Genomic DNA, 24,276 nt, shown 5'->3' with positions numbered 1-24,276 from the left:
GGCCAGAAGCGCCTCTTGTTGATCGGAGGATTCCATGCACGCAGTGCTTCAGATTGGCTTACCGAAAGAAGGCGCGGTCAGTCGCCTGGTCCAGGTTCAGAAATGAAAGCCAGCCGCCTGCTCTCCATCCTGATGCTGTTGCAAAGCCGGGGCCGCCAAAGCGCGCCGCAGCTGGCGCGGGCGCTGGAGGTGAGCGAGCGCACCATCCTGCGCGACATCGATCAGCTCAGTGCCGCCGGGGTGCCGGTGTGGGGGCAGCCCGGCCGCGCCGGCGGCTTTGAGCTGCAACCCGGCTGGAGCACCCAGCTCACCGGCATGACGGGCGACGAGGCCCAGGCCCTGATGCTGGCCGGCCTGCCCGGTGCGGCCGCCGAGCTGGGCCTGGGCGCGGCGGCCACCGGGGCACGACTCAAGGTGCTGGCCAGCGTGCCCCCGCCTTGGCGCGAGCTATCGGACCGCGTGGCCCAGCGCCTGCACCTGGACCCGCTGGATTGGTACCGCGCGCCCGATACGCCCCAGCACTTGCAGGACGTGGCGCGCGCGGTCTGGCAGGGGCAGACGTTGGCCGTGGAGTACCAGAGCTGGGCCGGGCTGAAGCGCTATCGGCTGGAGCCGCTGGGTCTGGTGCTCAAGGCCGGGGCTTGGTATTTGGTGGCGCTACGGGACAACCCAAGAGGCCGCAAAGACGCGCGCACCTACCGCTTGGCCAGTCTGCGCAGCGCCCGACTGCTGGACCACGCCTTCGAGCGGCCCAAGGACTTCGATCTGCCGGCCTGGTGGCGGGCGGCCAGCCAGCGCTTCGAGGCCGAACTCAAGCAGGTGCCAGTGACGCTCAAGGTCAGCGCCCAGGGCCTGCGCTGGCTGCGCAACAGCCGCCTGCCGCTGGTACCCCTGGGTGAACCTGAGCTGCTGGGTGATCAGCAGGTGCAGCTGTGGTTCGAGAGCGAAGAGATGGCGGCACGTCAGCTGCTGGCCTTCGGGCCCGAGGTGGAGGTGTTGGAGCCGGTCAGTCTGCGCGACCGTCTGGCCGAGCAGGCAAAGTCCGTGCTGCGGCTGTACCGTTGATCCCCTTCCCACCTTGTCTGCTATGCCCGATTTGATCCTGGCCGATGCCATTCCCCCCCAGCCCTGGCGCAATGGCGGAGGGGCCACCCGTGAACTGTTGGCCTGGCCGCCGGGAGCTGATTGGCGCTTGCGCATCAGCCTGGCCGATATCGACCGCGATGGGCCCTTCTCGGCCTTTCCGGGGGTGCAGCGCCACTTCGCGGTGTTGGAGGGCGCGGGGGTGCAGCTGCAGCTGGCCGATCAAACCCTGGCCCTCACGCCGGCCAGCCGGCCCCTCGGGTTTGACGGCGCGCTGGCACCGGATTGCCGGCTCATCAACGGCCCCACCCGTGACCTCAATCTGATGTTGAGGGGCTTGGGCGAGGGTGATGCTGGCGGTATGTGGCGGGCCGAGGACGGCGCGGCGAACGCACCGGCCGGGGCTTGGCGGGCCTTCTTCTGCGGCGGCGCGGTCCGTTTGGAATTCCCGCAGGGCGGTTTGAGCTGGAGCCTGGCGCCGCGCAGCCTGCTGTGCGGCCTGCCCGCTGGCATCTACCGGCTGCAGCCTTTGGATGCCGCGCCTGCCTTCTGGCTGGCCGCGCCGCATGGCCCTGCTCCAGCCTGTTGATGCCGCTGGGCTGAATCGCTGCGGTAGCGGTTCCTACTCGCTTCGCCAGCTCGCCTGGCCAGGCGAATTTGTGCCGTGTTTCCAGGCGCTTCGGCCTGTAAGCGGCCGTTCCAAATGGGGCTTTTGGCGCCGGAGTTTGGGGGAAATGCCCCGAACCAGGTGGCCTAGCGGCTCCTTCGGCCTGGGGCGTTGGACTGGCATCGGTCTTGCGACGCCGGTGCGTTTACCGGAGCCCCTCCCCATGCATCGCATTCCATGTTTGCGTTCAGTCCCCGCACTGTTGAAAGCGGGCTTTGCAGTCTTTGGCCTCGTGTTTGCGTTGCACGGTTGCGGCGGAGGTGGCGGGGCGGGGGGGCCGGCCGATGCGTCACCGTCTCCGCCAGCGCCTCCCCCGCCTGCCAGTGCGGCGGCTTTGGCCGCCCATGGCGCCATCACGGCCTTTGGCAGTGTGTGGGTCAACGGGGTCGAGTACAGCAGCGCCAATGCCCGCATCTTGAAAGATGGGCGCGAGGTACCGGAGTCCGAGCTGCGAGTGGGCATGGTGGTGCGGGTCGAGGGCTCGGCGGCGGCGCGCACCGCGCAGACCATTCGGGTGGACAGCCCGCTGACGGGATGGGTTGAGCAGGTGGTCAACCCGCAGCAGTGGCGCGTCATGGGGCAGTTGGTGCAAATCGAACCAAGCACCCGGTTCGAGTCCGGGCCGCTGCCGCAGGTGGGTGATCGCGTCGAGGTACACGGCCTGCTCGTGGCGGAGGGTTTGGTGGCAGCGGGATACATCGAGCGCAAGCTCACGGTGCCCACGCCACCGTTTGAGGTCAAGGGATGGGTTCGGGCCCATGACCCCGGCCTGCAACGATTTCAGGTGGGCGATTTGCAGGTGCAATACGCCGCCGGCCAGTTCAGCGACATGCCAGCCGGCAGCTGGAACGGGCTGCTGGTCGAGGTCAAAGGCAGCGCCTGCGCCAGCCAGCCGGTTTGCGGCACCTTGACCGCGCAGCGGGTCCAGCCCCACGGCATTCGCCCGGCGGAGGGCCAGCCCCTGGAGCTGGAGGGCTACGTGGCACAGCTCAGCGGGCGGCAGTTCATGCTCGGTGCCCAGGCTGTGGCGGTCCAGGACAATACAACGTTCGAGCACGGCAGCCTGGACGAGTTGGCCAACGGCGCCAAGGTGGAGGTCGAGGGACAAGTGAGTGGCGGGGTGCTGCTGGCCAGCAAGCTGTCATTCAGGGAGTCCATCCGTCTGGAGGGGGATGTGGCGGCGTTGGACTCGGGGCGTGCCGAACTGCGTTTGGCAGGCTTGGCGCCGCTGACCTTGCGCTGGAATACCTTGACGCGCTGGCAGGGGGTGGCGGATGGGTCGGCCCTGCGCACCGGCCAGCATCTGCGCGTGCGCGCACGCTGGGTGGACGGCGAGGGGGTGACCGCCTCTGAGATCAGCTTGCGCAGCGAACAGTCTGATCCACGTGTGATCGTGCAGGGGCCGGTGACGCAAGTGGCGGCACCGCGTTTGAGCCTGCTGGGCCTGGACATTAACACTACCGGCTTGGCGGACAGTGACTTCCGCGATGGGCAGGAACAGGTCATCGGTCGCGCGGCCTTCTTTGTGGGCCTGCAGGTCGGGCGACCGGTGAAACTGCGCGGCGATTGGCGCAATGGGCAATTGAGCTGGAAGCAGGCCGAGCTGGCCCCGTGAGCAGCGTTGCTCAGTCGAGGGCTTGCGCCAACGCCAACAGATGCCCCTCGGGGTCGCGCAGATAGGCGGCCTGATGGCCCCAGTTGCGCGCCTGCAGTGGGCTGATCAACTCCGCGCCAGCAGCCAGCGCGCGGGCCAGCCAGGGAGCGGGGTCTTCGTCCAGCAGCAGGTAGAGCTCGCTGCGTGGGGTGTCGGTGGGGGCGGGCCAGTCCTGGCTCAACAGGCGGCGGATGCCGGCCTCGGGCATCAGGCCCAGCACCGCGCCGCCGGGCAGCTCGAACTCGCACATGCCGGGCACATCGAGGCGCGGCGGGCGCGCCAGCAGCGCGGCATAGAAGTCGCGCTGAGCGGCGGCGTCGCGCACGAACAGGATGCAGTGCGTGGCGGCCATCAGCTGAAGGATTCCACCGCCACCTGGCGTACATCCACCTCGCCGGGTTTGTGGAGCCCGGCCGTGACCATGTCCTGCAAAAAGCCCTCGACCTGGGCCAGGCGGATCTGCCCCAGCGGCGCGCCGGCCAGCTGCTGCTTGACCATCAAGGCGTGGCTGGCTTCCAGCTCGGCCTGGCTCATCTCCGGGTTGTCCTGGCGCATGCGGGCGTCGGCCGCGGCGCGCTCCGCCACGCTGCCGCTTAAATAGCGCCGCCAGCCCTCGACGCTGGCCTGCACGAAGCGGCGCACCAGCTCGGGGCGCTCGCGCAAAGTGTCGGCATGGGTGTCGATCAGGGTGCTGGGCGTGCGCCAGCCGTGGTCGGCCAGCAGGTGCACCACCGGTTCGAAGCCGCCCTGCTGCTTCACATAGATGGGCTCGGCCACCGAGTAGGCCTGCTGCACCGATTGCTTGTGCGCCAGGAAGGGGCCCAACGTGTAGTTGTAGGGCCGCAGCGCTTCGTCGCGAAAGCCGTGGCGGCGCTTCAGCCATTGCCACCAGCTGAACTGCGCATCCTTGGCGATCCAGATGCGCGGCGCCTTCTTCAGGGCTTCGAAGCTCTCGAAGCCCTGGCCCGGGTGGGCGATCAAGGCCTGCGGGTCCTTGGCAAAGATGGCCGCCACGCTGCGGGTGGGGATGCCGAGCTTGGCGTTGTCAAAGCCGTGCAGCAGATTGCCCGTCATCAGGAAGTCGATCTTCTTGGCCGGCAGCAAGGGGCGGTTGTTGACCTGCGGCCCGCCTTGGCGGATCTCCACCGCCAGCCCGGCGCGCGCATAGCTGCCGTCCACCAGGGCTTGGTAGAAGCCGCCGTGCGCGGCCTGAGCGCGCCAGTTGGTGGCGAACACCACCTTGTCGGGTTGACTTTGCCCCTGGGCGCGAATGAAGGCGGGGGCGGCCAGCAGGGGTGCGGCGAGCAGGAGACGGCGAGTGGTCATGTTCGGCAGTCACAGCGGTGAAGGCGCCATTCCACCACTGCGCCTGAGCGGAAAACCCTGTCCGGATTGACCCGGAGACGGCGAGCTTTACACCCCAAGCCCCCCCCCTGTTTAAGTGTTTGATCCATAAAGACTGGCACGCTCATTGCGTTTGGGATTGACTTTCGCCGCGCTGGGTCCAAGCACTCTGGCGCTGTCCTCTGACCGAACGCCCCTAGTGGGTCTGCACCATGATGCTGAAGAAGAATTTGCTGGCTCTTGCGGCCACCGCCACCCTGGCCCTCGCGGCTGCGCCGGCCCATGCGCTGAAGATCGAATTGATCAACACCGGTGGCGTGACCGAGGGCACCGACGTTTACAAGGGCTTCAAGGCGGCCGCCCGTTTCTGGGAGCAGGCGCTGACCAATGACGTGACCCTGCGCTTCGAGGTCCGCTATGCCGCCTTGGGCGCCGGCATCATTGGCTCTACCGGCAGCACCACGAATGTGGCCTATGTCGGTGATGTGTTGACGGCCATGAAGGCGAGCGGCAACTCGCGCGTCGACCAAGTCGCAGCCAAGACCCTGAATGGTTCTCGTGCCTCTGGCTTCCAAGGCGGCCAGGCCATTGACGCCCTGATCTCCGCGCCCAAGGCGGACGGTACTGGCGTGAACACCGCTCCGTTGACTCGCGTGCTCGACACCGACGCGGGTGCCAACAACTCTGCGTTCTCGGCCAATACCTCGCTGATGAAGGCCCTAGGCATGGCCGTGAACTACACCGGCGCAGCGGCCACCAACCAGCGCGACGGGGCGATCACCTTCAGCAGCAACTTCGCCTTCGACTTCGACCCCACCGATGGCATCGATGCGAACAAGATGGACTTCCTGGGCGTGGCCATTCATGAGATCGGCCATGCCCTGGGCTTCCGCAGCGGCGTGGACACCTATGACGGCAACACCGGCTTTACCGGTAACTTGGGCAACTTCGCCCTCATGTCGATCTGGGATCTGTTCCGCTACAGCGATGCCAGCCTGCAGCAAGGCGTGCGCGACTGGGGCATTGGTGGCACCCCCTACTTCTCGCTCGACGGCAAGACCAAGTACCAGAACAACGCCAACTTCTCGACCGGCCGCAACTTTGGTGATCGCCAACAAGCCTCGCACTGGCGCGATTCGCCGGCCAACACCCCGCAGGTCGGCGTGATGGACCCGACCTCGGGATTCGGTCAGCAGCAGGAAATCGATTCGCTCGATCTGGCCGCCTTTGATGCCATGGGCTGGAACGTGGCTTATGACGTGATGTGGAAGCCAGAGCGCCGCTTCTCCACCGCCATCATCGAGAGCCTGACCACCCTGCGCATCCCCGAGCCGGGCGCCCTCGCGCTGGCCGGTCTGGGTCTGCTGGGTCTGGGTCTGAGCCGTCGTCGCAAGGCGGACTGAGGCTGGACGATCCGCTTCAAGGGGGGCGCTTCGGCGCCCTTTTTTCATGGCGCCGGGACAATGCCCCGATGCTGACCCTTACGCCCCCCATCCCGGCCGATGCGGAAGTCCTGCTGGCCTTCGAGCTGCGCCACCGCGCTTACTTTGAGCGCTGGATCAACGCGCGCCCGGCCGCCTTCTACAACCTCGAGGGCGTGGCCGCTGCCATTCAGGCGGCGCGGGACGATGCGCAGGCCGACCGGGGCTATCAGTATCTGGCTCGCAGCCCAGCGGGCGAGTTGCTGGGTCGGGTCAATCTGAGTCAGGTCAAGCGCACACACTTTCACAGCGCCAGCCTGGGCTACCGGGTGACCGAAACGGCCGCCGGGCGGGGTGTGGCGCGTGAGATGGTGCGACAGGTTTGCGCATTGGCCTTCGGCCCGCATGGCCTGAAGCGCCTGGAAGCCACGGCGCGGCCCGACAACCTGGGTTCCACCCGCGTGCTGCAGGCCAACGGCTTTGCGCAGTTCGGCCACTCGCGCCGTTCCTTGGAATTGAGCGGGCAGTGGTTCGATCTGCTGCACTTCGAGGCGCACGCCCCGGGCTAACGCCCGTGCCAGCGCCCGATCCATAGGCGCTCCAGCAGCGCCACCGCGCCCTGCAGCGCCAAGCCGCTGGCCATGATCAGGCTGAGCGCGGCAAACATGCGCGGCATGTCGTTGCGGAACATGGCCTCCAGCAGGCGCGAGGCCAGACCGGTCTGGTGGCCCGCCGCGCCGGCGGCGAACTCGGCCACCACGGCGCCGATCAAGGCCAGCCCCGCCCCGGTGCGCAAGCCGGCCAGGAAGTAAGGTGCGGCGCCCGGCAGCAGCAGCCAGCGCAAGCGCTGCAGCGGGCTGGCGCGGTAGAGCGTGAACAGATCGGCGAGCGAGCGGTCCACCGCCCGCAGGCCCGCCAAGGTGCCGGAAAGAATCGGGAAGAAGGCCACCAGCCAGGCGCAGATCAGCAGCGCCGCCAGCGGGCTGTCCACATAGATCAAGACCAAGGGCGCCACCGCCACCAGGGGCGTGACCTGCAGCACCACGGCCAGCGGCAGCAGGCTGCGCTCCAGCAGGGGCGAGAGCGCAAAGGCCGCCGCGCCCAGCACGCCAGTCAAGCAGGCCAGGCCCAGCGCACTCAGGCAGACCTTCAGCGTAAAGACCCAGGCGGGCCACCAGCCGGCGTCGGGCTCCAGCAGCGCGGCGCCAATGCGGCTGGGCGGCGGCAGCAGATAGGGCGGCACCGCGCCGCTGCGCGCGGCCCACTCCCACAGCAGGCCCAAGCCCAGCAACAGCAGAGCGGCCGGAGCCCAACGCGCCAGCGCCCTCATGCCGTCATCCCCCGCTGCAGGGCCTGCTGGGCCTGGCGGACCAGCGCGAAGTAGGCGTCCTGTTCGGTCCAGTTCGCGGCCTGTTGGTGTGCCAGTTCTCGGATGGCTCGCACATCGATCTCCAGCAGCACCCGCGCCGGCCGGGGCGAGAGCACCAGCACCCGGTCGGCCAGGGCTACAGCCTCGAACACCGAGTGCGTGACGAGGATGCAGGCCAGCGCCGGCCGTGCCGCGCACCAGCTCAGCAGTTCCTGCCCCAGCTGCTCGCGGCTTTGCTCGTCCAGCGCGCCAAAGGGTTCGTCCAGCAGCAGCAGCTCGGGGTCGGTGACCCAGGCCCGTGCCAGCGCGGCGCGCATCTGCATGCCGCCGCTCAAGGTGTGGGGCAGCGCGTCAGCAAAGCCCTGCAGGCCCACGCGCTGCAGCAGGCCTGCAGCCTGCGCGCGTGCGGTGGCGGCCGTTTGGCCCGCCAGGCGCAGGGGCAAGGCCACGTTGTCGCGCACCGTGGCCCAGGGCATCAAGGTGGCCTGCTGGAACACGCTGGCGGTGCGCAGCGGCAGGCCCGCTATGCGCCCCCCACTGGGCGCCAACAGACCGCCCACCAGGCGCAGCACCGAGCTCTTGCCGCAGCCCGAGGGCCCCAGCAAGGCCACGCGCTCGCCGGCCGCCAAATCCATGCTGAAGCCCTCCAGCACGGGCAGGGCGCCGAAGCGCAGATGAAGGTGGTCGAGGTGCAGCACGGGCGGCATTGTTGCCGCCCGCTGCGTAGCTCTTTACTGAGCCCCCATCTCCTTCAGCAAGCCTTCGGCCTTGTCCACCACCTTCATCTGCCATTGCATGTAGCGGGCATCGACAACGATGGTGCGGGTGGTCTTGGGGTTGAAGTCCCAGTCCGAGATCACGGCGTCCGAGGTGCCGTCAAAGCACAGGCCCACCAGCTCGCCCTTGCCATTGAGCACCGGCGACCCCGAGCTGCCGCCGGTGGTGTCCAGCGTGGCCAGGAAGTTGACCGGCACCGAGTCAAGGGCCTTGACGCCAAAGCGGTCAAAGCGCCGCGCCTTGATGGCCTCCAACTGCGCGGCGGGGGCGTCGAAGTCGCCCTTGCCCTGGTGCTTTTCGGTGATACCGCGCAGGGTGCTGAAGGCGCTCCAGTGGGCGCCGTCCGGGCCGGGGCGGCCGGCCACCTGGCCGTGGCTGATGCGCAGGGTGCTGTTGGCGTCCGGATAGAGCGCGCGGCCCTGGGCGGCGGCAAAGGCCTGCTTGGCGCGCATCAGGGTGGAGCGGGCTTGCTGCAGATCGCCGGCCAGGGCCTTGGCCTGGGCCTCGCGGGCGCGGTCGTCGGCATAGAGGGCCACGGCGGCGGCAATGAAGGGGTCGCGGCTTTGCGCGAACTCGGCCGGGCTGCGGCTCAGCCAGGCCATGCGCTCGGCGCTGTCGCGCGCCAGGCTGGTTTCGGCGTGCAGGGTCTTGAGGCGTTCGCGCAGGGCGTTGGCGTCCATGCCGGGCTGCAACCCCAGGGCCTGGAGCAGGGCGGGGTTCTGGGCCTCAGCGGGCAGGGCCAGCAGCTGCCCCATCGTGTGCTCCAGCACCTTGAGTTCGGTGATCTCGTCGAAGCGGCGCTCCAGGCTTTGCAGGCGCTGCTTGCGGCGCGGCAGGTCGCGGTCCTGGAAGCCGGGCTTGCGCTGCGCATCGGGCAGCTGGCGCTGGTGCGCCTGCTCCAGCAGATCGCGCGCCAGGGTCAGCAGACCCGGGGTGGCAAAGCCCTGCGCCAGTTCGCGCTTCTCGACGGCCTGCGACTGCTTCAGCAGCGCCTCGATGCGTTCAAAGGCGGCGCCGAACTCGGCCTGTCGCTTGGGCTCGGCCGCCACCCATTGCTGCAGCGCCGCGTAGTCGGCCTGCTTGCGCGCCAGGATGTCGCTGCCGGCATAGCTCTTGAGCTGGCCGCGCCAGTTGTTCAGGCCATTGCCCAGGCCCTGCACGCGGCCCGCTTGTCTGATCTCGGCGTCGCGCCGGCCGGCCGTGGCTTGATGGATCAGCTGCAGCTGCTCGTCAAAGGCCTTGACCAGGGTGGGCATCTCCCAATCGAAGGCGTGCGCCACTTCGGTCGGCAGGCGGTGGCGGTTGGTGGTGCCGGGGTAGCTGGGCACCATCACGAAGTCGCCCTCGTTCAGCGCGCCCTGGCTGATCTTCAGGACTTGCTTGGGCGCATAGGGCTTGTTGTTCGGGCTGTAGTCGGCCGGCTTGCCGTCCGGGCCCACATAGGCACGGTAGAAGCTGTAGTCGCCGGTGTGGCGCGGCCAGACCCAGTTGTCGGTCTCGCCGCCGAACAGGCCCACGCCGTTGGCGGGTGCGTGCACCAGGCGCACATCGCGCAGTTCGAGCTGCTTGCGCAATTGATAGAGCGCGCCGCCGTAGAAGTTGCTGACGCTGCAGCGGTGGCCGGCGTCCTGCTCGCAGGCGGCCACCAGGGCCTTCTGGCGGGCCTCGATGGCCGCGCTGCGGGCCTCGCCGCTCAAAGCGCGTGTGGCGCTGTCCAGCACCTCGGCGGTCACGTCGCGCACGTCCACGGTGACGGCCACGCGCGTCCCCGGCGCGGCCGGCAACTCCTCGGCCAGGTTCTTGGCCAGGAAGCCGTTCTTCAGCAGGTCCCGCTCCGCCGTGGAGTTGTGCTGGATGCTGCCGTAGGCGCAGTGGTGGTTGGTGACGACCAGACCCTGGCCGGACACGAAGGAACCGGTGCACCCCGGCAACTGCACCACGGCGCCGAGCGGGAACTCGGTCAGCTTGGCCAACTGGGTGGGGTCCAGCTTCAAACCGGCTGCCTTCAAGGCCTTGGCCTGGGCGGGCATCTGCTGCGGCATCCACATGCCCTCGGCGGCGTGGGCGCTGAATGTGGCCAGGGCGAGTGCGGCGGCGCAGAGAGGGGTCAGGCGGGCTGAGAGGGCGGTGCGCGAGGTCAGGCGGGTCATGGGGTGGCGATCAAAAAAGGTCGCGCACCCTATCGCAGTGCGGGCTGTGCGCCCCAGTGCCGGAGCGCATGGGCGGGGGCAAATCCGGATGCTCAGCTGGCCAGTCGCCGCCGCGCCCAAGCGCTCAGCCCATCCACCAGCGCCACCAGCACCAGCATCGCGATCAGGATGCTGGCCGTCTTGCCCATGTGGAACAGGCCCATGTGAAAGGCCAGCAGCTGGCCCAGGCCGCCGGCGCCCACCACGCCCAGCACGGCGGCGGCGCGAATGTTGTTCTCCCAGCGGTAGAGCGTGTAGCTGATGAGTTGCGGCAAGAGCGTGGGCAGGGTGGCATAGGCAAACACCTGGGTGGGGCTGCAGCCCTGCAGGCGCAGGGTCTGTACGGCGCCGTGGCCGTTCACGGTTTCCAGGCTCTGCGCAAACAGGCGGCCCAGCACGCCGGCGGTGTGCACGGCCAGGGCCAGGGTGCCGGCCATCGGCCCCAGGCCGGCCAGGATGAGCAGCAGCGCCGCCCACACCAGTTCGGGCACGGCGCGCAGCGCGTTGAGCAGGGTGCGCGCCAGGGTGCCCACCCCACCGGGTCGGCTGGCCGGCAGGGCCAGGGCCAGCCCCGCTGCGGCGGCGAGTAGCGTGCCCAAGAGGCTCATGGCCAGGGTCTCCCAGGCGGCGGGCAGCAGCTTGGCGCGGAAGGCGGGGCTCCAGTCCGGCGGGAAGAACTCGGCCACGAATCGGCCCATGGCGCGCAGGGCGTCGCTGCTCAGAAACGCGGCCCATTGCAGGTCCAGGCTCCAGAAGCTGGCCACCACCAGCGCCAGCAGGCCGGCCATCACCCAGCAGGCGCGGCAGCGGGCGTCGAAGAGGGGCGGCCTCATGCCAGGGTCTTTCGGAGCCAAGCGCCAAAGCGGTCGGCCACAGCCACCAGGGCCATGAAGACCAGCAGCATGCTGGCCACTTCGCCGCCGTTGAACATCTTCATGCTGCTGTCCATGGCCTGGCCCAGGCCGCCGGCGCCGACAAAGCCCAGCACCACCGAGCTGCGCACCGCGCATTCCCAGCGGTAGACGGTGTAGCTGGCCAGCTCGGCCGCATTGGCTGGCAGCAGCGCGAAGAAGAAGGCCTGAAGGCGGCCGCTGCCGTTGCGCAGCAGGGCCTGGGTGGTGTGGGCCTCGCCGCTTTCCAGAATGTCCGCATAGACCTTGCCCAGCATGCCGCCATAGGTCAGCGCGATGGCCAGCACGCCGGCCGTGGGCCCGAGGCCCACCACGCGCACGAACACCAGGGCCCAGACCAGCTCGGGCACCGAGCGCAGCACGATGGCCGTCCAGCGCGCCAGTTGGCGCAGGCCGGCGGGCAGCCTTGCCGACCACCGCGTCGATGGTCCACTGAGGGCCGAGACCGAGAGGCTGCGCACGCTCAGCAAAGCCAGCGGCCAGGCCAGCAGCAGCGCCAGCGTCAGCCCCGCCGTGGCCATGGCCACGGTGCGCCAGCTGTCGGCTAGCAACTGGCGCAGGAATTCGGGGTCATGGCGGGGCGGGAAGAAATCGCCCACAAAGCGCCCGGCACTCTGCAGGGCCTGGGGTTCCAGCAAGGTGGCGGGGCGGAACTCGGTGGCCACCAGCAGGGGCCAGATCAGCACCGGCAGCGCCAGCAACCAGAACAGGCGGCCCAGCCAAGTTGGGTCGCGTAGGGGGTCGCGCAGTGCGGGAGCGCTCATCGGCAGGTCATGGCCACTGGAGCCACAGGATCTGGCTCGGGGCTGGGCAGCGGTGCGTGCAGCTCCTGCTCGTGCTGGGCATAGAGCGCTTGCAGGCGCGCATCATTCACTTCGGCAGCGGGCAAGTCGAACAGCAGCCGCCCCGCGCGTAGGCCGATCACGCGCGGAAAGGCGGCCAGCGCCAGCTCCACATGGTGCAGGCTGGCCACCAGGGTGACGCCGCGCGCCTGGGCTTGGTTCACCAGTAACTGCAGGGCGGCCTGGGCGCGCGTCGGGTCCAGGGCCGAGAGGGGTTCGTCCACCAGCCACAGGCTGCCCTGGCTGAGCAGGGCGCGTGCCAAGCCTACGCGCTGGCGCTCGCCGCCGCTCAGGCGGTCCACGCGCTCCCACAACTTGTCGGCCAGATCAAAGGCGGCCAGGGCCGTGGCGGCGGCCTGCACATCGCTGGCCCGCGGGTAGAACAACGAGGCCAGGCTGTAGAGCAGCGACCAGCGCGGCAGCGCGCCGGCCAGCACCGCATGCACCACGCGCTGGCGCGGGGGCAGCGGCGGCGTTTGCGGCAGCAGGCACAGGCGCCCGCGCAGCGCGTGGCGGGCACGTTCGCTCAAGCGCCAGGGGTCCTGACCATCGAGCAGCATCTGCCCTGCCGTGGGCGGCAGCGCGCAGGCCAGCGCATGCAGCAGGCTGGTCTTGCCCGCGCCCGACGGACCGATGACCGCCACCGCCTCGCCGGTCTGGATCTGCACGCTCAGATCGGCCAGCGCATCCGGCGCCTCGCGGCGCGCGGCGGGGTGGCGGGTGTGCAGGGCTTGAAGGTCGACGCGCATCAGCGGTCGCTCTTGGCTCAGAGCAAACCAGCGCTCTTGGCTGCGGCCTCGATGCCCTGGTAGTTCTCGGCCTTGCTCGGCACGAAGCGGGTGGCGCGTTGCAGCTTCAGGATCTCGGCGCCTTCGGGCGTGTCGGCCTTCAGGTTCAGGAAGGCCTGGGTCAGCTTGTCGCGCGTGGCCTTGGGCAGGTCGGCGTGCACGGTCCAGTTGTAGTCGTAATAGGCCGGGGTGGTGTAGATCACGCGCACCAGGGCCGGGTCGACCTTCTTCTCGGCAACGAACTTTTCCCACACCGAGATGTTCAGCGCCCCACCGGCCACGCGGCCGGCGGCCACGGCCGCGATGGTGGCGTCGTGCGCGCCGCTGAAGGCCACGCGGCGAAAGCTCTTCTCGGGGTCCATGCCCGCCTGCAGCAGGAAGTGGCGCGGCATCAGGTGGCCGCTGGTGGAGCTCTGCGAGCCGAAGCTCAGGTCCTTGCCCTTCAGATCGGCCAGGGCCTTGACCGTGGGGTCGGCGCTGATGAAGACGGACTTGAACTTCTCGTCTTCCTCGCGCTGCACGATGGGCAACACCTTGCCGCCCGAGCGCACATGGGCCTGGACGAAGGTGAAGCCGCCAAACCAGGCCAGATCGACCTTGCGATTCACCAGCGCCTCCACGGCCGCCGCGTAGTCGGTGACGGGCGTGAACTCGACTTTCTGGCCCAGCTGCTTTTCCAGATAGGCGATCAGCGGTGCGGCCTTTTTGGCCAGCTCGGTGGGCGACTCATCGGGGATGGCGGTGACCTTGAAGGTCGGGGTCTGGGCGTGGGCCGCCGAAGCGGCAACGAGGGCAAGGGACAGCAGGGTGCGACGCAGCATCAAAAGCTCCGGTTCTCAAGGGAGGGGTGGGCCATCAAGAGGCCCGAGCCGGCATTGGAACCGATCGCAGGAGTCCCTTCGGCGTGCTCAGTCGACCCCACTCTCCGAACTGCGCGCGAAGGTGTAGGACAGGCCGATGCCGGCGCTCAGGCCCGTGCGTTGGCGCACCAAGGGGCTGTCCTCATTGACCGCGCCCGCCACCGACTGCAGCCGTGCAAAGCCGAACAGGCGCCAGTCGCGGTTCAGGCTCTTGTTGAAGCCACTGGTCAGGCGCCAGGCCACCAGGCCGGCGCGCGCCGCGTAGGTGGGGCGGTCGGCCAGGGCCTGCTCGGGGCGCACGCCGTAGAAATGCTGGGCCAGGCGCTGGTCGGTGGCAATGGCGCCCAGGCCCAGCGAGTAGCGCCAGCCTTGCGCGCTGGTGCGCGAATAGAGCAGTTCAGGCTCGAAGGCCCAGCCGCGATGCTGGGCGCGTTCGCTCAAGTCGAACACCGCGCGCAGCGGAAACAGCGCGCGCCAGCGGCCACTGCCGGGCTCGGTGCCGGCATCCAGATTCCACTTCAGGCGCGGCCCCAGCTCCACCAGAGTGCCCAGATGGGCCAGGCCGCGGCGTGCGTCGATGTCCCGGCCGCCGCTGCCAAAGCTGCCGGAAAAGCCGATGTCGAACTCAACGCGCGGCGTGTGCACGGCCCGCAGGCCGGCGGTCTCGCCATCGGCGCGCAGGTAGCGCCCGCGATACAGCAGATAGGGCAGCGCCAAGCCTCGGCTGATCTGTTGATCGGCACCGGGGTAGGCCTGTTGGTTCACCACCAGGCCCAGGGCGCCGGCCTCCCACAGGGATTGGGCGGGTGGGGTCGAAGTGGGGGCGGCTGCGGCGAGGGCCAGGGTCAGGCTCAGCATGGTTCAGCGAGACGATGTCAAAGGGCCCCGAGCATGCCCGAGTTCTACCTGAGCCCTCTGGCTTCACAAGAAGTCTTAGGCGCTTCGGAGGGTCAGTTTCTGGCGTGCCCGATCTCGAAGGCCTCGATGCCCTCCAACTGCGCCAGATCGCCGGACAGCCCGGTGATGGGCAGCGCGCGGCGGCGGTCCACCTCGATGCAGACGAAGCGCCAGACATGGCGGCCCTCGAAGTAGCGCACGCTGAAGGAGCCGCTGGCCACTTGGTAGCCGCGCTCGCGGGCGATGTGGTCCAGGGCTTGGCGGCTGGGCTCAACCCCGGGCTTGTAGGTCAGCGTCAGGCTGATGGCAGGGCGTGCGGGCAGGATGCGTTCGAGCCGGGCCGCGTACATCATCAGCGAGGCCGACAGCACGGTCAGCAGGATGGCCGCGGCATAAAAGCCCACCCCCACCAGGATGCCGATGGCGGATGAGGACCACAGCGAGGCAGCCGAGGTCAGGCCGGTGATGGAGAGCCCGTCCTTCATGATCATGCCGGCGCCCAGGAAGCCGATGCCGGTGACGATGCCCTGGATGATGCGGGTGGGGTCGGGCGGCAGATGGGTGGTGAAGGCGCTGACATGCTGGCCGCCAAACCAGTGCAGCGGGTAGCCGGCCAGCACGGTGAGCGCACAGCTGGCCATGCACACCAGGCCATAGGTGCGCATGCCCGCTGCCCGCCCGTGATAGGTGCGTTCGTAGCCGGCAATCAGACCCAGCAGCAGGGCACCCAGGATGTTGGCGAACACCACCAGATTGATCGAGACCTCGTGGACGTTCCAGTAGCGCAGCAGCAGGGCGTCGAGGGTGGGCATGGGCGGCTCTCGTGGGCAGGGCGACGGCCCTGATCCTGCCCCTATTCATGCCATGACGGTGAGGCAGGGAAACCCGGGCATGCTGCAATGCAGGCCCCGCCACTTCAACGCCACCCCATGCAAGTTCTGATCCTCTCCGGCAGCGCCCGCCAGGGCTCCATGAACACCGCCCTGGGTCAGTGGGTGGCTGCGCAGGCCCGTGCCCAAGGCCATGCGGCTGAGTTGCTGGACCTGCGCGCGCTGGCGCTGCCGATCTACGACGGCGATCTGGAGCAGCGCGATGGCGTGCCCGCCGGGGTGCAGCCGCTGTTGGCCGCCCTGCAGCGTGCCGATGCCGTGGTGGTGGTCAGCCCCGAGTACAACGGCTTCCCGACGCCGCTGCTGATCAATGCCTTTGACTGGCTCTCGCGCCTGCCAGAGGGCACGGCGGCCACGCGCAACAAGCCCACGGCCTTGCTGGCGGCTTCGGCCGGGATGCTGGGCGGCCTGCGCGGGCTGAATCACTTGCGCGCCTTCCTGACCATGAACTTCCAGATGCTGCTGCTGCCCCAGCAACATGCGCTGGGCCGGGCCGATCAGGCCCTGAGCAGCGATGGCAGCCTGCAAGACGCCAAGGCCCAGGCCGCCGTGCAGGCGGTGCTGGATGGGCTGCTGGCGCTGGCCGGCCGGGGCTGACCCAGCGCATCGTTGGCTGACGCGCTGGATGGCCCTCCTTCGCTTTGGCGACCCATCGCAGCGGCGCCCGTTGCTGCCGCGCTGCCTGTGGCTATCGGCCCTGCTGCATGTGTGGCTGGTGCTGATGGTGGGCACCGAGCCGGCGCCGGAGCGTCCGGGCCAGGGCCTGTGGGGGCGCATGGAGATCGCGCTCGAGGGCTTTGGCGGGCGCTCCCCGCAGGGGGAGCTGGAGGTGGCGATGCCGGTCTGGCGCGACGACAGCGCGCCGGGTCAGGCCGCCACAAGCCGCCACGGCGGCCGTCTGCGCACCCAGGCTCCCCCTCCTGAGGCCGGGCCGGGAGCCGCCGAAAAGGGGCGATTTCGTGAGCAGGAGGTCCGGTCCGAAGAGCCGGTGCCGGATCGGCCTGATGCCGGACCCGTGCCGCCGCCCCCGGCCCCAGAACCCGCCGCCGAACCGGCGCCCGAGCCGGTCATTCGTTCCGCGCTGCAGCCGGCGCCAAGGGCTCAGACCACGGCCACGGCCATCGAAAGCCTGAACACCCCGCAGGCACCGGCCCTGCAGGCGGCCCCTGCCCGTTTGGAAGGCTTGCCCGAGCCCGCTGAGGAGCCGGTGTTGCGCACCTTGGAGGCCGAGCCGCGGCCCCGCCCCGCCGTCCCGCGCGAGGCTCTGGTCAGCCCCCGCCTTCAAGCGAATGCGGCGCCGTTGGCCCCGGTGGCCGAGGCCTTGGCCCTGCCCGAGCCGGTGGAGAAGACCGTGGTCCGCACCCTGGAGGGGGCGGCCGCCACACGGCCGCCGGTCCGCACGTCAATGAGACGGGAGGCCTTGGTCGCGCCGCGCCTGGCAGCCTCCAGTCCCAGCCTGAGCGCAGCCCCGGCAACGCCGCAGGATCTGCCCGAGGCCATCGAACGCCGCACGCTGGAGGCCGCGACCCCGGCGCGACCGCGCGTGGCGCGTGAGAGCCTGGCCGCGCCACGCCTCACCGCACCCAGCAGCGCCCTGAGCACCGCACCGGCCACGCCGCAAGACCTCCCCGAGGCGATAGAGCGCCGCACCCTGGAGGCGCCTGCCGTGGCTCGGCCGCAGGTCGTCAAGGAGTCCCTCGGTGCGCCGCAGCTCGCCCCCTCAACCCGCGAACTGGCGCCGGCCCCGACGGCGCCTGTGCTGTCGAATCTGCCCGATGCGACTGACGCAGCGAGGTCGGCCGTGACGACGCCCACCCCCTTGCCGCCTCAACGCGGCACGCCGCAAGGCGCGCCGAATCCGGGTTTGCCGCCCACGCCGGGCTCGCCCGATGCCGGCGCCCGTGTGGGGCATGACGTGGCCACCGCACCCTCGGCTGCCGCCAGTGCGGCGCCGGCGCCGCTCAATCTGAGCCTGCCGCGCCCCGGCGCCGCCGGTCTGCGGCGCGGCCCCGGCGTGCTGGAGCTGCTGCCGGCCCTGCCCAAGACCAAGATGGAAAAGGCGGTGGAGGAGGCCAACCGCGAGGACTGCCGCAAGGCCCATGCGGACAAGGGTCTGCTGGCCGTGGCCCCGCTGGTGCTGGACAGCCTGCGCAACAAGGGTTGCAAGTGGTGAAGCAGGTGCCAACTACTGCAGCGAGAGCGTGCTGCTGAACACCCAGGCGCGGCGGATCTCCACCACATCGAAGGCGCGCGCCAGATTGGGGCCGAAGGCCGGATAAGGCGCCTGGGCCTGGACGATGCGGCGGATCGCTGCGTCCACCTCGGGCCGACCGCTGGAGACGACGAACTGGATGGACTCGACCGAGCCATCCTGGCGCACCGCCACCGTGACCAGCGGCGCTGGATGCGGGCCTTGGTTGGCGTAGCCGCTCAGTTCGCGCAGGGACTCGGGTGGCAGATTGAGCTGGATCTTGCGCGCCCAGGCCTCGGCGTACTGCACCAAGTCTGCATTGGGGTCGCTGCGGCCCAAGAGCCGGCCACGTCGCTGGCTCGACCAGGACGAGGGCCGTGTGTCCGGGGCGTTGAGCGGCGCCGGCGTCATGCGTGCTTGGGAATCCCGCTGGACGGCCTCGGCATCCAGCTGCCGACCCATGGCACGGCGTGCGGCCTCGCGGCGTTCGTCCTCGGCGGCGCGCTGGGCCGCTTGTTGTGCGGCTTGAAGTGCGGCCTGCTGTGCAGCAAGTTGGCGCGCGGCCTCGGCTTGTGCAGCGGCCTGTGCAGCGGCCTGTGCAGCTGCTTGTTGACGTGCCTGCTCCAAGGCCTGCTGACGCTCGGCCTCCGCGCGGGCGCTGGCTTGCCGTGCGGCCTCGGCCTGTGCCGCCGCTTCGCGCTGCGCCTGCAGGCGGGCCTCTGCCTGTGCCTGTGCTTGCGCCTGGGCCTGGGCCTGTTTGAGGGCTTGCTCGCGCGCCAAAGCCTGGGCTTGTTCTTGCTCCTGCACCCGGCGGCGTTCGGCTTCCGCCGCGCGCAGGGCTTGTTGACGCAGCTGCTCTTGTTCCAGCGCGCGCAGGCGCTCGGCCTCGGCCCGCGCGGCGGCCAGGCGTGCGGCCTCGGCCTGGGCTGTGGCTTCGCGCTCGGCCTGCGCCTTGGCCAGCTCCTGGGCCTGCTTGCGCTCGGCCTCGGCCCGAGCCGCTGCCTCGCGCTGGGCTTGTTCGCGGGCCAGGGCTTGTTGGCGCAGGGCTTCGGCGGCTTGGGCGCTGGCTTCGAGTTGTGCGCTGTCCAGGGCCGGGGCCATGCCCAGCGAGGCCAGGGGGCTGGAGGCCGCCAGCTGGGGGGCGGCCAAGCTGGCGCGCGGGCGGGGACGCTGGGCGGCCTCGGGCACGGCCATGGCGAGGATGGCGGGTGCGCTGGGCTCCGCGGCCTCCTCGGGCTGGGGCTCGGTGGCCGGGGTGGGTGCGGGTTCGGTGGGCTGCGTCGTAGCCGGGCGGGTGCGCTGCGGGGTCTTTGGCGTTTCGGGCTCAACCCGCGCTGGCTCACCGGGCTCTATGGCGAGCGGCTCGAGGGTGACGGTTGCACTCAGCGTCGGCACCAGGATCAGGCTTTCCAGCGGTGGGGCTGGAGTGGGCGCCGGGTCGGCCTCGGCTGGGGGTGTCGACGTGCGGGTTGAGGTGGGAGCCGGCGACGGCAACGCTCGGGGTTGCAGCACGATCTCAGGCTCGGTTCCCAAGGGAGCCTGGGCGCGCCGCTCCTGCCAGGGCAATGCAAAGCCGGGTAAGCCACCGCCTTGTCCTCCCAGGCTCAGGCTGAGCAGCAAGCCGTGGGCGATCAGCGACACCAACAAGGCCATGCGCAGGCGCTGTTGCACCTGGGCCGGCTGCCAGCTGGGCTTCAGCCGCAGGCCCGAGAACACCGGCTCCGCCCCGCCCTCAAGACGGAGTGTGTGCATGGTGGGAGGGGGCGGCCATGGCGGCATTGTCGCCAGGGCACACTGCGGTATCGCGGCTTGAGGCACTGCTTATGCGTGAACCGGTCTTTCACACCCTCAGCAGTCTGTGCCCCAAGGCCTTGGCGGCGGAAGCCGAGGCCGGATTGCTGGCGCCACAGGCCCACTGCCACCCCAAGCTGTTTTACGACGCGCTGGGCTCGCATTTGTTCGATGCCATCACCGAGCTGGACGAGTACGACCTGCGCCGCACCGAGGCGGCCGCGTTGGCGATGCATCAAGAGGCTCTTGGCCGTGCCCTGCGCGCCTGTCTGCCGCAGCAGCCTTGTCTGATCGACCTGGGCGCAGGCAGTTGCGCCAAGGGCGAGGCCCTGTTCGCGCTGTGCGACCCCGGCCGCTATGTGGCGGTGGACATCTCGGTGGACTTTTTGCGGCGCAGCCTGCAGTGCTTGCAGCGTGCCCACCCGGAGCGGGAGTTGATCGGGGTGGGGCTGGATTTTTCTGCCGAACTGGCCCTGCCGGACTCCATCAGCCAGCCCGGCAGCCTGGTGTTCTATCCGGGCTCCAGCATCGGCAACTTCGACCCCGATTCGGCCCGTCGCTTCTTGGGTCAAGCGCGGCTGCTGGCGCGTGGTGGCGCGCTCTTGATCGGCGTGGATCTGCGCAAGACGCCGGCGGAACACCAGGCCGCCTATGACGATGCGCTGGGCGTGACAGCCGCCTTCAACCTGAATCTGCTGCGGCACCTGAATCGCTTGCTGGGCGCAGATTTCGATCCCCACCAGTGGCGCCATCGCGCGCTGTGGAACGCCGACTTGGGTCGGGTGGAAATGCACCTGGAGGCGCAGCAGGCGCTGCGGGTGAACTGGGGCGGGCATCAGCGCGGCTTCGCCGCGGGTGAGCGCATCCACACCGAGAACGCCTACAAATGGACCGTACCGGACTTTGAGGCGCTGCTGCACGCGGTCGGCTGGGGCCAGGCCCAGGCTTGGTGCGATCCAGAAGAGCGCTTTGCGGTTTTTTTGGCCTCTGAGTAGATGAGGCCTGATGTCGCTCGAAGCAGCCCGCCGGGCAATCTGAACTTCAACCGTTGCGCCGTTTCATGGCTGTTGGCTGCTCGCCCTCCGTAGCTGCCGAGCAGCGCAGCGGCTTGGGCCGCGCGCGCAGCGCGCATCCCCTTCTGGCTCGGGGCGGCCGTTCAAACGGAGTGAGCAACGCGAACGCAGTGCGTTCCGCCCCGTCGGCCCAAGACGTGAGCAGCACAGGGCATCCCCGACCGCAGGTCGGGGACAGCGGAGCGGGCGCGTGTTCTTTGCCTTCTTTCTTGCACGAGCAAGAAAGGAGGTCGGCTGCCGGGACGACATCCCGGCGGGCTCTTGCGCAGCAAGCGGACCCGCGCGAAGCACAGCTGCGCTACGCACAACTCCGCAGCCCCGCCATCGCATCGCTCCGCCCAGGCAAATAGAAGTTGCGCAAGCTGGGCGCCACCAGCACTGCCGGGGTGCAGCGGCTGGCGCCCTTGAGCAGGCGGTGCTGGCCATCGAACCAGGGCTGGGAGTAGTCGCGGTAGGGGTGGGGCGTGAAGCCCGGGAAGGGGGCAAAAGCATCGGCCGTCCACTCCCACAGCTCGCCCCACTCGAAGTCGGGGTGCGCGCAGGCGGCCTGCCACTCGGCCTCCCCAGCCAAGCGTCGGCCGGCCCAGGCGCACCAGGCCTCGGCCTCGAAGGCGCTCAGGCCTTCGGCCGGGGCGTCCAGGTCCAAGGCCTGTCCGTCTGGGCCGCACCAGTGCGAGCCCTGGTGTTGCAGGCCCTGTGGGTGAGGGCGGCTGGCGCGCCAGGCCAGGCCGGCCAGGCTCCAGTGGCGGTTGTCGCGGTAGGCCGATTCCACCCAGGGCAGCACCTCGCCCCAGCGGCGCAGCCGGCGGTCGATGGCAAAGGCCGCCACCGGCTGGCTGTGCGCGGCGAACTCGTTGTCAAACGCGAAGCCGGGGCCGCGCGCCCCCAACACCACGCGCTGGGCCTCGATGGACAGCTCGCCACCCGGCGACCGGGCGCTGGGCGCGGGCAAACGCCGGCCCAGGGCGCGCAGGGTCATCCAGGCGGCTTCCAGATGCTGGGCCTCGTGCATCACCGCCAGGCGGTACAGGTAAAGCGCGGCGTCCTCGTGCGGCTGCTGCGCCAGGCGCGCCAGGCTGGCCTGCAACTGCGCGTCCAGCAGCGGCAGGGGGTCGGGCAGGTCCAGGCTCCAGCGGCTGTCATGGGGCACGTGGCTGCTGTTGAAGAACTCATCCGCACAGTGCCCCGGGGGCAGGGCGGCGTCCGGGTCGGCGGCCGCACCGCGCTCGGGCTCGGGCTGGCGCAGGGTCCAGCGTTCAGCAAACCAGGCCACATGGCCCAGCTCCCAAGCGGGCGGGTTCCACTCGGAGCGCAGGGGTAGCGTGCGAGGCAGTTGGGCGTGCGTGGACAGCAGTTCAGCACGCAGGGCCTGCCACAGCTGGGTCAATTCGGCTGGGCCGGCTTGGCGTGAACTGCTTACGGCGACACTGTTCATACTCATCAGCCTAACCCGTGAAGCCTCGCATCGTTCTCGTCACCCCGGCCCTGGCCGATGCCAACAACGGCAACTGGCAGACCGCGCGACGCTACGCGCGCTTGCTGGCGCCGCTGTACCGGGTGCGCCTCGGCGCCGAGTGGCGCGCCGGCGATGCCGAGGGCGAGCTGCTGCTGGCCTTGCATGCGCGCAAGTCCGCCTCCAGCATCGCTGCGTGGCCGGCAGACCGGCCGGTGGTCCTGGTGCTCACTGGCACGGATCTGTATGCCGACATTCAGCACGATGCCGCCGCACAGGCCAGTCTGGCGCGCGCCAATGCCTTGGTGCTGCTGAACCGTGAGGGAGCGGCTGCCCTGCCCCCGACGTTGCGCGGCAAGGCCCAGGTCATCCTGCAGTCCTGCGCCGCTCATCTGGGCGGGCCGCGCCCTAGGCGCACTCTGCGTGCCGTGGTGGTCGGGCATCTGCGCGCCGAAAAGGACCCGCGCACCCTGTTTGCCGCCGTGCGGCAGCTGGCGGATCGCAGCGACGTGCGCATCGATCATTTGGGCGCCGCACTCGATCCGGCGCTGGGCGCCGAGGCCCTGCAGCTGATGCGCGACTGCCCCCACTACCGCTGGCTGGGCTCGCGCCTGCATGCCGAGGCGCGGCGGCGCATCGCGCGCGCCAATCTGCTCATCCACCCCAGTCGGCTGGAAGGCGGCGCCCATGTGGTGATGGAAGCGCTGCGCTCGGGCACGCCGGTGCTGGCCTCGCGCATCGCCGGCAACACCGGCTTGCTGGGTGCCGACTGGCCGGGCCTGTTCGAACCCGGTGACGCGCAGGGTCTGGCGCGGCAGCTCCTGCGCCTGCGCGACGATCCCACCATACTGCCGGCCTGGAGCGAGCTGGCCACGGAACGCGCGCAGGCCTTTGACCCCATTCACGAACGCAATGCCCTGCTGATGCTGGTTCAGCAGCTGTTGGAGAACTCACCATGACCGAACCCCGCCTCACCTCCCTCAGCCACGGTGGCGGCTGCGGCTGCAAGATCGCCCCGGGCGTGCTCAGCGAGATCCTGCGCGGTAGCACCGGCTTCCCCATTCCGCCCGAGTTGCTGGTCGGTATCGAGACCGCCGATGACGCCGCCGTCTACAAGTTGAACGACGAGCAGGCCCTGATCGCGACGACGGACTTCTTCATGCCCATCGTCGATGACCCCTTCGACTTTGGCCGCATCGCCGCCACCAATGCCATCAGCGATGTCTACGCCATGGGCGGCCGGCCCATCCTGGCGCTGGCCCTGGTGGGCATGCCGATTGCGCAGCTGTCCACCCAGACGATTGGCCGCATCCTCGAAGGCGGCGCCTCGGTTTGCCGCGCGGCGGGCATCCCGATCGCGGGCGGCCACACCATCGATTCGGTCGAGCCCATCTACGGCCTGGTGGCGCTGGGCCTGGTGCACCCCAGTCGCGTGAAGCGCAACGCCGATGCCCGCCCCGGCGATGTGCTGGTGCTGGGCAAGCCGCTGGGTGTGGGCATCTACTCGGCGGCGCTCAAGAAGGAGCAGCTCAGCCCCGAGGGCTATGCCGAAATGATCGGCGCCACCACCCAGCTCAACACGCCGGGCCCGGAGCTGGCCGCCATTGACGGCGTGCACGCGCTGACCGACATCACCGGCTTTGGCCTCGCTGGCCACGCGCTGGAGCTGGCGCGCGGCGCCAAGGTCGGCATCGAGATCGACTGGCCCGCCGTGCCCCTGTTGCCCGGCGTGCGCGAGCTCGCGGGCCAGGGCTTCATCACCGGCGCCAGCGGCCGCAACTGGGCCGCCTATGGCGCTGACGTGACGCTGCCCGAGGGCTTGGCCGACATCGACCGCGCCCTGCTCAGCGACCCGCAGACCAGCGGCGGTCTGCTCGTCAGCTGCGCGCCCGAGGCCTTGGCCGAGGTGCAGGCCTGCTTTGCGCGCCACGGCTTTGTGCGCGCGGCGGTGGTGGGTCGGGTGGTGGCAGGGCAAGGGTTGCGCGTGGTGGCCTGATCCAGCGGAGCCGGCTCTAAGTCGGGCGGGCAATGGGGAATGGCAAAGGTCATGGTGGGCCTTGCTCCGCCATACTGCCG

23 protein-coding genes are annotated in these 24,276 nt (G+C 69.8%); 10 read left to right on the top strand and 13 right to left on the bottom strand.

The genetic code is table 11. The features are described 5' to 3' along the window. Positions 1–102 precede the first annotated feature (102 nt). The 3 genes from FF090_RS00370 to FF090_RS00360 all read left to right on the top strand — a co-directional run bounded on the left by FF090_RS00370 (position 103) and on the right by FF090_RS00360 (position 3,365). A complete protein-coding gene (locus FF090_RS00370) occupies positions 103–1,065 on the top strand; it encodes a helix-turn-helix transcriptional regulator (protein ID WP_138854841.1) in 963 nt (320 codons plus the stop codon). Positions 1,066–1,087: 22 nt separating this feature from the next. Beyond that, positions 1,088–1,672 carry a HutD/Ves family protein gene (locus FF090_RS00365; RefSeq protein WP_138854840.1) on the top strand — a complete coding sequence of 195 codons (585 nt, stop codon included), beginning with the start codon at positions 1,088–1,090 and terminating at the stop codon, positions 1,670–1,672. A gap of 412 nt (positions 1,673–2,084) precedes the next feature. After that, on the top strand, positions 2,085–3,365 hold the full coding sequence (locus FF090_RS00360) for a DUF5666 domain-containing protein (protein WP_138854839.1): 1,281 nt from the start codon (positions 2,085–2,087) through the stop codon (positions 3,363–3,365). 10 nt (positions 3,366–3,375) lie between these two features. Here FF090_RS00360 and FF090_RS00355 read toward each other — a convergent pair whose 3' ends face one another. Together FF090_RS00355 and FF090_RS00350 are read right to left on the bottom strand one after the other, a co-directional pair. After that, positions 3,376–3,756 carry a VOC family protein gene (locus FF090_RS00355; protein ID WP_138854838.1) on the bottom strand — a complete coding sequence of 127 codons (381 nt, stop codon included), beginning with the start codon at positions 3,754–3,756 and terminating at the stop codon, positions 3,376–3,378. Next, positions 3,756–4,730 carry an ABC transporter substrate-binding protein gene (locus FF090_RS00350; RefSeq protein ID WP_138854837.1) on the bottom strand — a complete coding sequence of 325 codons (975 nt, stop codon included), beginning with the start codon at positions 4,728–4,730 and terminating at the stop codon, positions 3,756–3,758. The genes FF090_RS00355 and FF090_RS00350 overlap by 1 nt, the downstream gene beginning before the upstream one ends. Before the next feature lie 230 nt (positions 4,731–4,960). Between FF090_RS00350 and FF090_RS00345 the strand changes: the two genes are divergently transcribed. Both FF090_RS00345 and FF090_RS00340 read left to right on the top strand, forming a co-directional pair. After that, positions 4,961–6,151 (top strand): NF038122 family metalloprotease, encoded by a 1,191-nt coding sequence (locus tag FF090_RS00345; protein ID WP_175423443.1) that lies wholly within the window; start codon positions 4,961–4,963, stop codon positions 6,149–6,151. Positions 6,152–6,219: 68 nt separating this feature from the next. After that, a complete protein-coding gene (locus tag FF090_RS00340) occupies positions 6,220–6,738 on the top strand; it encodes a GNAT family N-acetyltransferase (protein ID WP_138854835.1) in 519 nt (172 codons plus the stop codon). On the opposite strand, the gene FF090_RS00335 is transcribed toward FF090_RS00340, so the two are convergent. The 9 genes from FF090_RS00335 to FF090_RS00295 all read right to left on the bottom strand — a co-directional run bounded on the left by FF090_RS00335 (position 6,735) and on the right by FF090_RS00295 (position 15,614). Then, complete coding sequence (locus FF090_RS00335) at positions 6,735–7,499, bottom strand: ABC transporter permease (RefSeq protein WP_138854834.1); 765 nt, start codon at positions 7,497–7,499, stop codon at positions 6,735–6,737. The two genes, FF090_RS00340 and FF090_RS00335, sit on opposite strands and share 4 nt — an antisense overlap. After that, positions 7,496–8,236 carry an ABC transporter ATP-binding protein gene (locus tag FF090_RS00330; RefSeq protein WP_175423442.1) on the bottom strand — a complete coding sequence of 247 codons (741 nt, stop codon included), beginning with the start codon at positions 8,234–8,236 and terminating at the stop codon, positions 7,496–7,498. Before FF090_RS00330 ends, FF090_RS00335 begins: the two co-directional genes overlap by 4 nt. A gap of 33 nt (positions 8,237–8,269) precedes the next feature. Further along, positions 8,270–10,465 carry a S46 family peptidase gene (locus FF090_RS00325; protein ID WP_138854832.1) on the bottom strand — a complete coding sequence of 732 codons (2,196 nt, stop codon included), beginning with the start codon at positions 10,463–10,465 and terminating at the stop codon, positions 8,270–8,272. A 92-nt stretch (positions 10,466–10,557) separates the two neighbouring features. Beyond that, entirely contained in the window at positions 10,558–11,337 is a 780-nt protein-coding gene (gene phnE / locus FF090_RS00320; RefSeq protein ID WP_138854831.1) for a phosphonate ABC transporter, permease protein PhnE, read from the bottom strand. Next, complete coding sequence (locus FF090_RS00315) at positions 11,334–12,179, bottom strand: PhnE/PtxC family ABC transporter permease (RefSeq protein ID WP_138854830.1); 846 nt, start codon at positions 12,177–12,179, stop codon at positions 11,334–11,336. Before FF090_RS00315 ends, phnE begins: the two co-directional genes overlap by 4 nt. Beyond that, the gene (locus tag FF090_RS00310) at positions 12,176–13,006 is read right to left on the bottom strand and encodes a phosphonate ABC transporter ATP-binding protein (protein WP_138854829.1); all 831 of its coding nucleotides are present in this window, start codon (positions 13,004–13,006) and stop codon (positions 12,176–12,178) included. Before FF090_RS00310 ends, FF090_RS00315 begins: the two co-directional genes overlap by 4 nt. A 17-nt stretch (positions 13,007–13,023) precedes the next feature. Next, entirely contained in the window at positions 13,024–13,866 is an 843-nt protein-coding gene (locus FF090_RS00305; RefSeq protein ID WP_138854828.1) for a putative selenate ABC transporter substrate-binding protein, read from the bottom strand. An 87-nt stretch (positions 13,867–13,953) separates the two neighbouring features. Then, on the bottom strand, positions 13,954–14,763 hold the full coding sequence (locus FF090_RS00300) for a MipA/OmpV family protein (protein WP_138854827.1): 810 nt from the start codon (positions 14,761–14,763) through the stop codon (positions 13,954–13,956). A gap of 92 nt (positions 14,764–14,855) precedes the next feature. Beyond that, positions 14,856–15,614 (bottom strand): MgtC/SapB family protein, encoded by a 759-nt coding sequence (locus FF090_RS00295; protein ID WP_138854826.1) that lies wholly within the window; start codon positions 15,612–15,614, stop codon positions 14,856–14,858. A 117-nt stretch (positions 15,615–15,731) separates the two neighbouring features. On the opposite strand from FF090_RS00295, the gene FF090_RS00290 reads away from it, so the two are divergent. Next, the gene (locus tag FF090_RS00290) at positions 15,732–16,289 is read left to right on the top strand and encodes an NADPH-dependent FMN reductase (protein WP_138854825.1); all 558 of its coding nucleotides are present in this window, start codon (positions 15,732–15,734) and stop codon (positions 16,287–16,289) included. 28 nt (positions 16,290–16,317) lie between these two features. Further along, complete coding sequence (locus tag FF090_RS00285) at positions 16,318–17,865, top strand: hypothetical protein (protein ID WP_138854824.1); 1,548 nt, start codon at positions 16,318–16,320, stop codon at positions 17,863–17,865. Between the two features lie 12 nt (positions 17,866–17,877). On the opposite strand, the gene FF090_RS00280 is transcribed toward FF090_RS00285, so the two are convergent. Next, complete coding sequence (locus FF090_RS00280; RefSeq protein WP_138854823.1) at positions 17,878–19,635, bottom strand: TonB C-terminal domain-containing protein; 1,758 nt, start codon at positions 19,633–19,635, stop codon at positions 17,878–17,880. Positions 19,636–19,652: 17 nt separating this feature from the next. Here FF090_RS00280 and egtD point away from each other — a divergent pair, with 17 nt between their 5' ends. Continuing rightward, entirely contained in the window at positions 19,653–20,669 is a 1,017-nt protein-coding gene (egtD, locus tag FF090_RS00275; protein WP_375137394.1) for an L-histidine N(alpha)-methyltransferase, read from the top strand. 376 nt (positions 20,670–21,045) lie between these two features. On the opposite strand, the gene FF090_RS00270 is transcribed toward egtD, so the two are convergent. Next, positions 21,046–22,182 carry an SUMF1/EgtB/PvdO family nonheme iron enzyme gene (locus tag FF090_RS00270; protein WP_246071472.1) on the bottom strand — a complete coding sequence of 379 codons (1,137 nt, stop codon included), beginning with the start codon at positions 22,180–22,182 and terminating at the stop codon, positions 21,046–21,048. Positions 22,183–22,199: 17 nt separating this feature from the next. Between FF090_RS00270 and senB the strand changes: the two genes are divergently transcribed. Together senB and selD are read left to right on the top strand one after the other, a co-directional pair. Continuing rightward, positions 22,200–23,159, top strand: a complete 960-nt coding sequence (gene senB / locus FF090_RS00265) for a selenoneine biosynthesis selenosugar synthase SenB (protein WP_138854820.1) — start codon at positions 22,200–22,202, stop codon at positions 23,157–23,159. Continuing rightward, entirely contained in the window at positions 23,156–24,196 is a 1,041-nt protein-coding gene (selD, locus tag FF090_RS00260) for a selenide, water dikinase SelD (protein ID WP_138854819.1), read from the top strand. The genes senB and selD overlap by 4 nt, the downstream gene beginning before the upstream one ends. Positions 24,197–24,276 lie beyond the last annotated feature (80 nt).

Origin of the sequence: Inhella inkyongensis (genome assembly GCF_005952805.1) — a bacterium.
Taxonomy (GTDB): domain Bacteria; phylum Pseudomonadota; class Gammaproteobacteria; order Burkholderiales; family Burkholderiaceae_C; genus Inhella; species Inhella inkyongensis.
The sequence above is the reverse complement of the archived record's forward strand: the minus strand, read 5'-3'. Positions and strand labels throughout refer to the sequence as shown.

What these genes read in the sequence shown, in the direction of transcription:
- egtD (WP_375137394.1), top strand. Translation starts at nt 19,653, where the DNA reads ATGGCGGCATTGTCGCCAGGGCACACTGCGGTATCGCGGCTTGAGGCA.
- FF090_RS00345 (WP_175423443.1), top strand. Translation starts at nt 4,961, where the DNA reads ATGATGCTGAAGAAGAATTTGCTGGCTCTTGCGGCCACCGCCACCCTG.
- FF090_RS00280 (WP_138854823.1), bottom strand. Translation starts at nt 19,635, where the DNA reads ATGCACACACTCCGTCTTGAGGGCGGGGCGGAGCCGGTGTTCTCGGGC.
- FF090_RS00300 (WP_138854827.1), bottom strand. Translation starts at nt 14,763, where the DNA reads ATGCTGAGCCTGACCCTGGCCCTCGCCGCAGCCGCCCCCACTTCGACC.
- FF090_RS00290 (WP_138854825.1), top strand. Translation starts at nt 15,732, where the DNA reads ATGCAAGTTCTGATCCTCTCCGGCAGCGCCCGCCAGGGCTCCATGAAC.
- selD (WP_138854819.1), top strand. Translation starts at nt 23,156, where the DNA reads ATGACCGAACCCCGCCTCACCTCCCTCAGCCACGGTGGCGGCTGCGGC.
- FF090_RS00355 (WP_138854838.1), bottom strand. Translation starts at nt 3,756, where the DNA reads ATGGCCGCCACGCACTGCATCCTGTTCGTGCGCGACGCCGCCGCTCAG.
- FF090_RS00335 (WP_138854834.1), bottom strand. Translation starts at nt 7,499, where the DNA reads ATGAGGGCGCTGGCGCGTTGGGCTCCGGCCGCTCTGCTGTTGCTGGGC.
- FF090_RS00305 (WP_138854828.1), bottom strand. Translation starts at nt 13,866, where the DNA reads ATGCTGCGTCGCACCCTGCTGTCCCTTGCCCTCGTTGCCGCTTCGGCG.
- FF090_RS00340 (WP_138854835.1), top strand. Translation starts at nt 6,220, where the DNA reads ATGCTGACCCTTACGCCCCCCATCCCGGCCGATGCGGAAGTCCTGCTG.
- FF090_RS00270 (WP_246071472.1), bottom strand. Translation starts at nt 22,182, where the DNA reads ATGAACAGTGTCGCCGTAAGCAGTTCACGCCAAGCCGGCCCAGCCGAA.
- FF090_RS00370 (WP_138854841.1), top strand. Translation starts at nt 103, where the DNA reads ATGAAAGCCAGCCGCCTGCTCTCCATCCTGATGCTGTTGCAAAGCCGG.
- FF090_RS00310 (WP_138854829.1), bottom strand. Translation starts at nt 13,006, where the DNA reads ATGCGCGTCGACCTTCAAGCCCTGCACACCCGCCACCCCGCCGCGCGC.
- phnE (WP_138854831.1), bottom strand. Translation starts at nt 11,337, where the DNA reads ATGAGGCCGCCCCTCTTCGACGCCCGCTGCCGCGCCTGCTGGGTGATG.
- FF090_RS00325 (WP_138854832.1), bottom strand. Translation starts at nt 10,465, where the DNA reads ATGACCCGCCTGACCTCGCGCACCGCCCTCTCAGCCCGCCTGACCCCT.
- FF090_RS00350 (WP_138854837.1), bottom strand. Translation starts at nt 4,730, where the DNA reads ATGACCACTCGCCGTCTCCTGCTCGCCGCACCCCTGCTGGCCGCCCCC.
- FF090_RS00365 (WP_138854840.1), top strand. Translation starts at nt 1,088, where the DNA reads ATGCCCGATTTGATCCTGGCCGATGCCATTCCCCCCCAGCCCTGGCGC.
- FF090_RS00315 (WP_138854830.1), bottom strand. Translation starts at nt 12,179, where the DNA reads ATGAGCGCTCCCGCACTGCGCGACCCCCTACGCGACCCAACTTGGCTG.
- FF090_RS00285 (WP_138854824.1), top strand. Translation starts at nt 16,318, where the DNA reads ATGGCCCTCCTTCGCTTTGGCGACCCATCGCAGCGGCGCCCGTTGCTG.
- FF090_RS00295 (WP_138854826.1), bottom strand. Translation starts at nt 15,614, where the DNA reads ATGCCCACCCTCGACGCCCTGCTGCTGCGCTACTGGAACGTCCACGAG.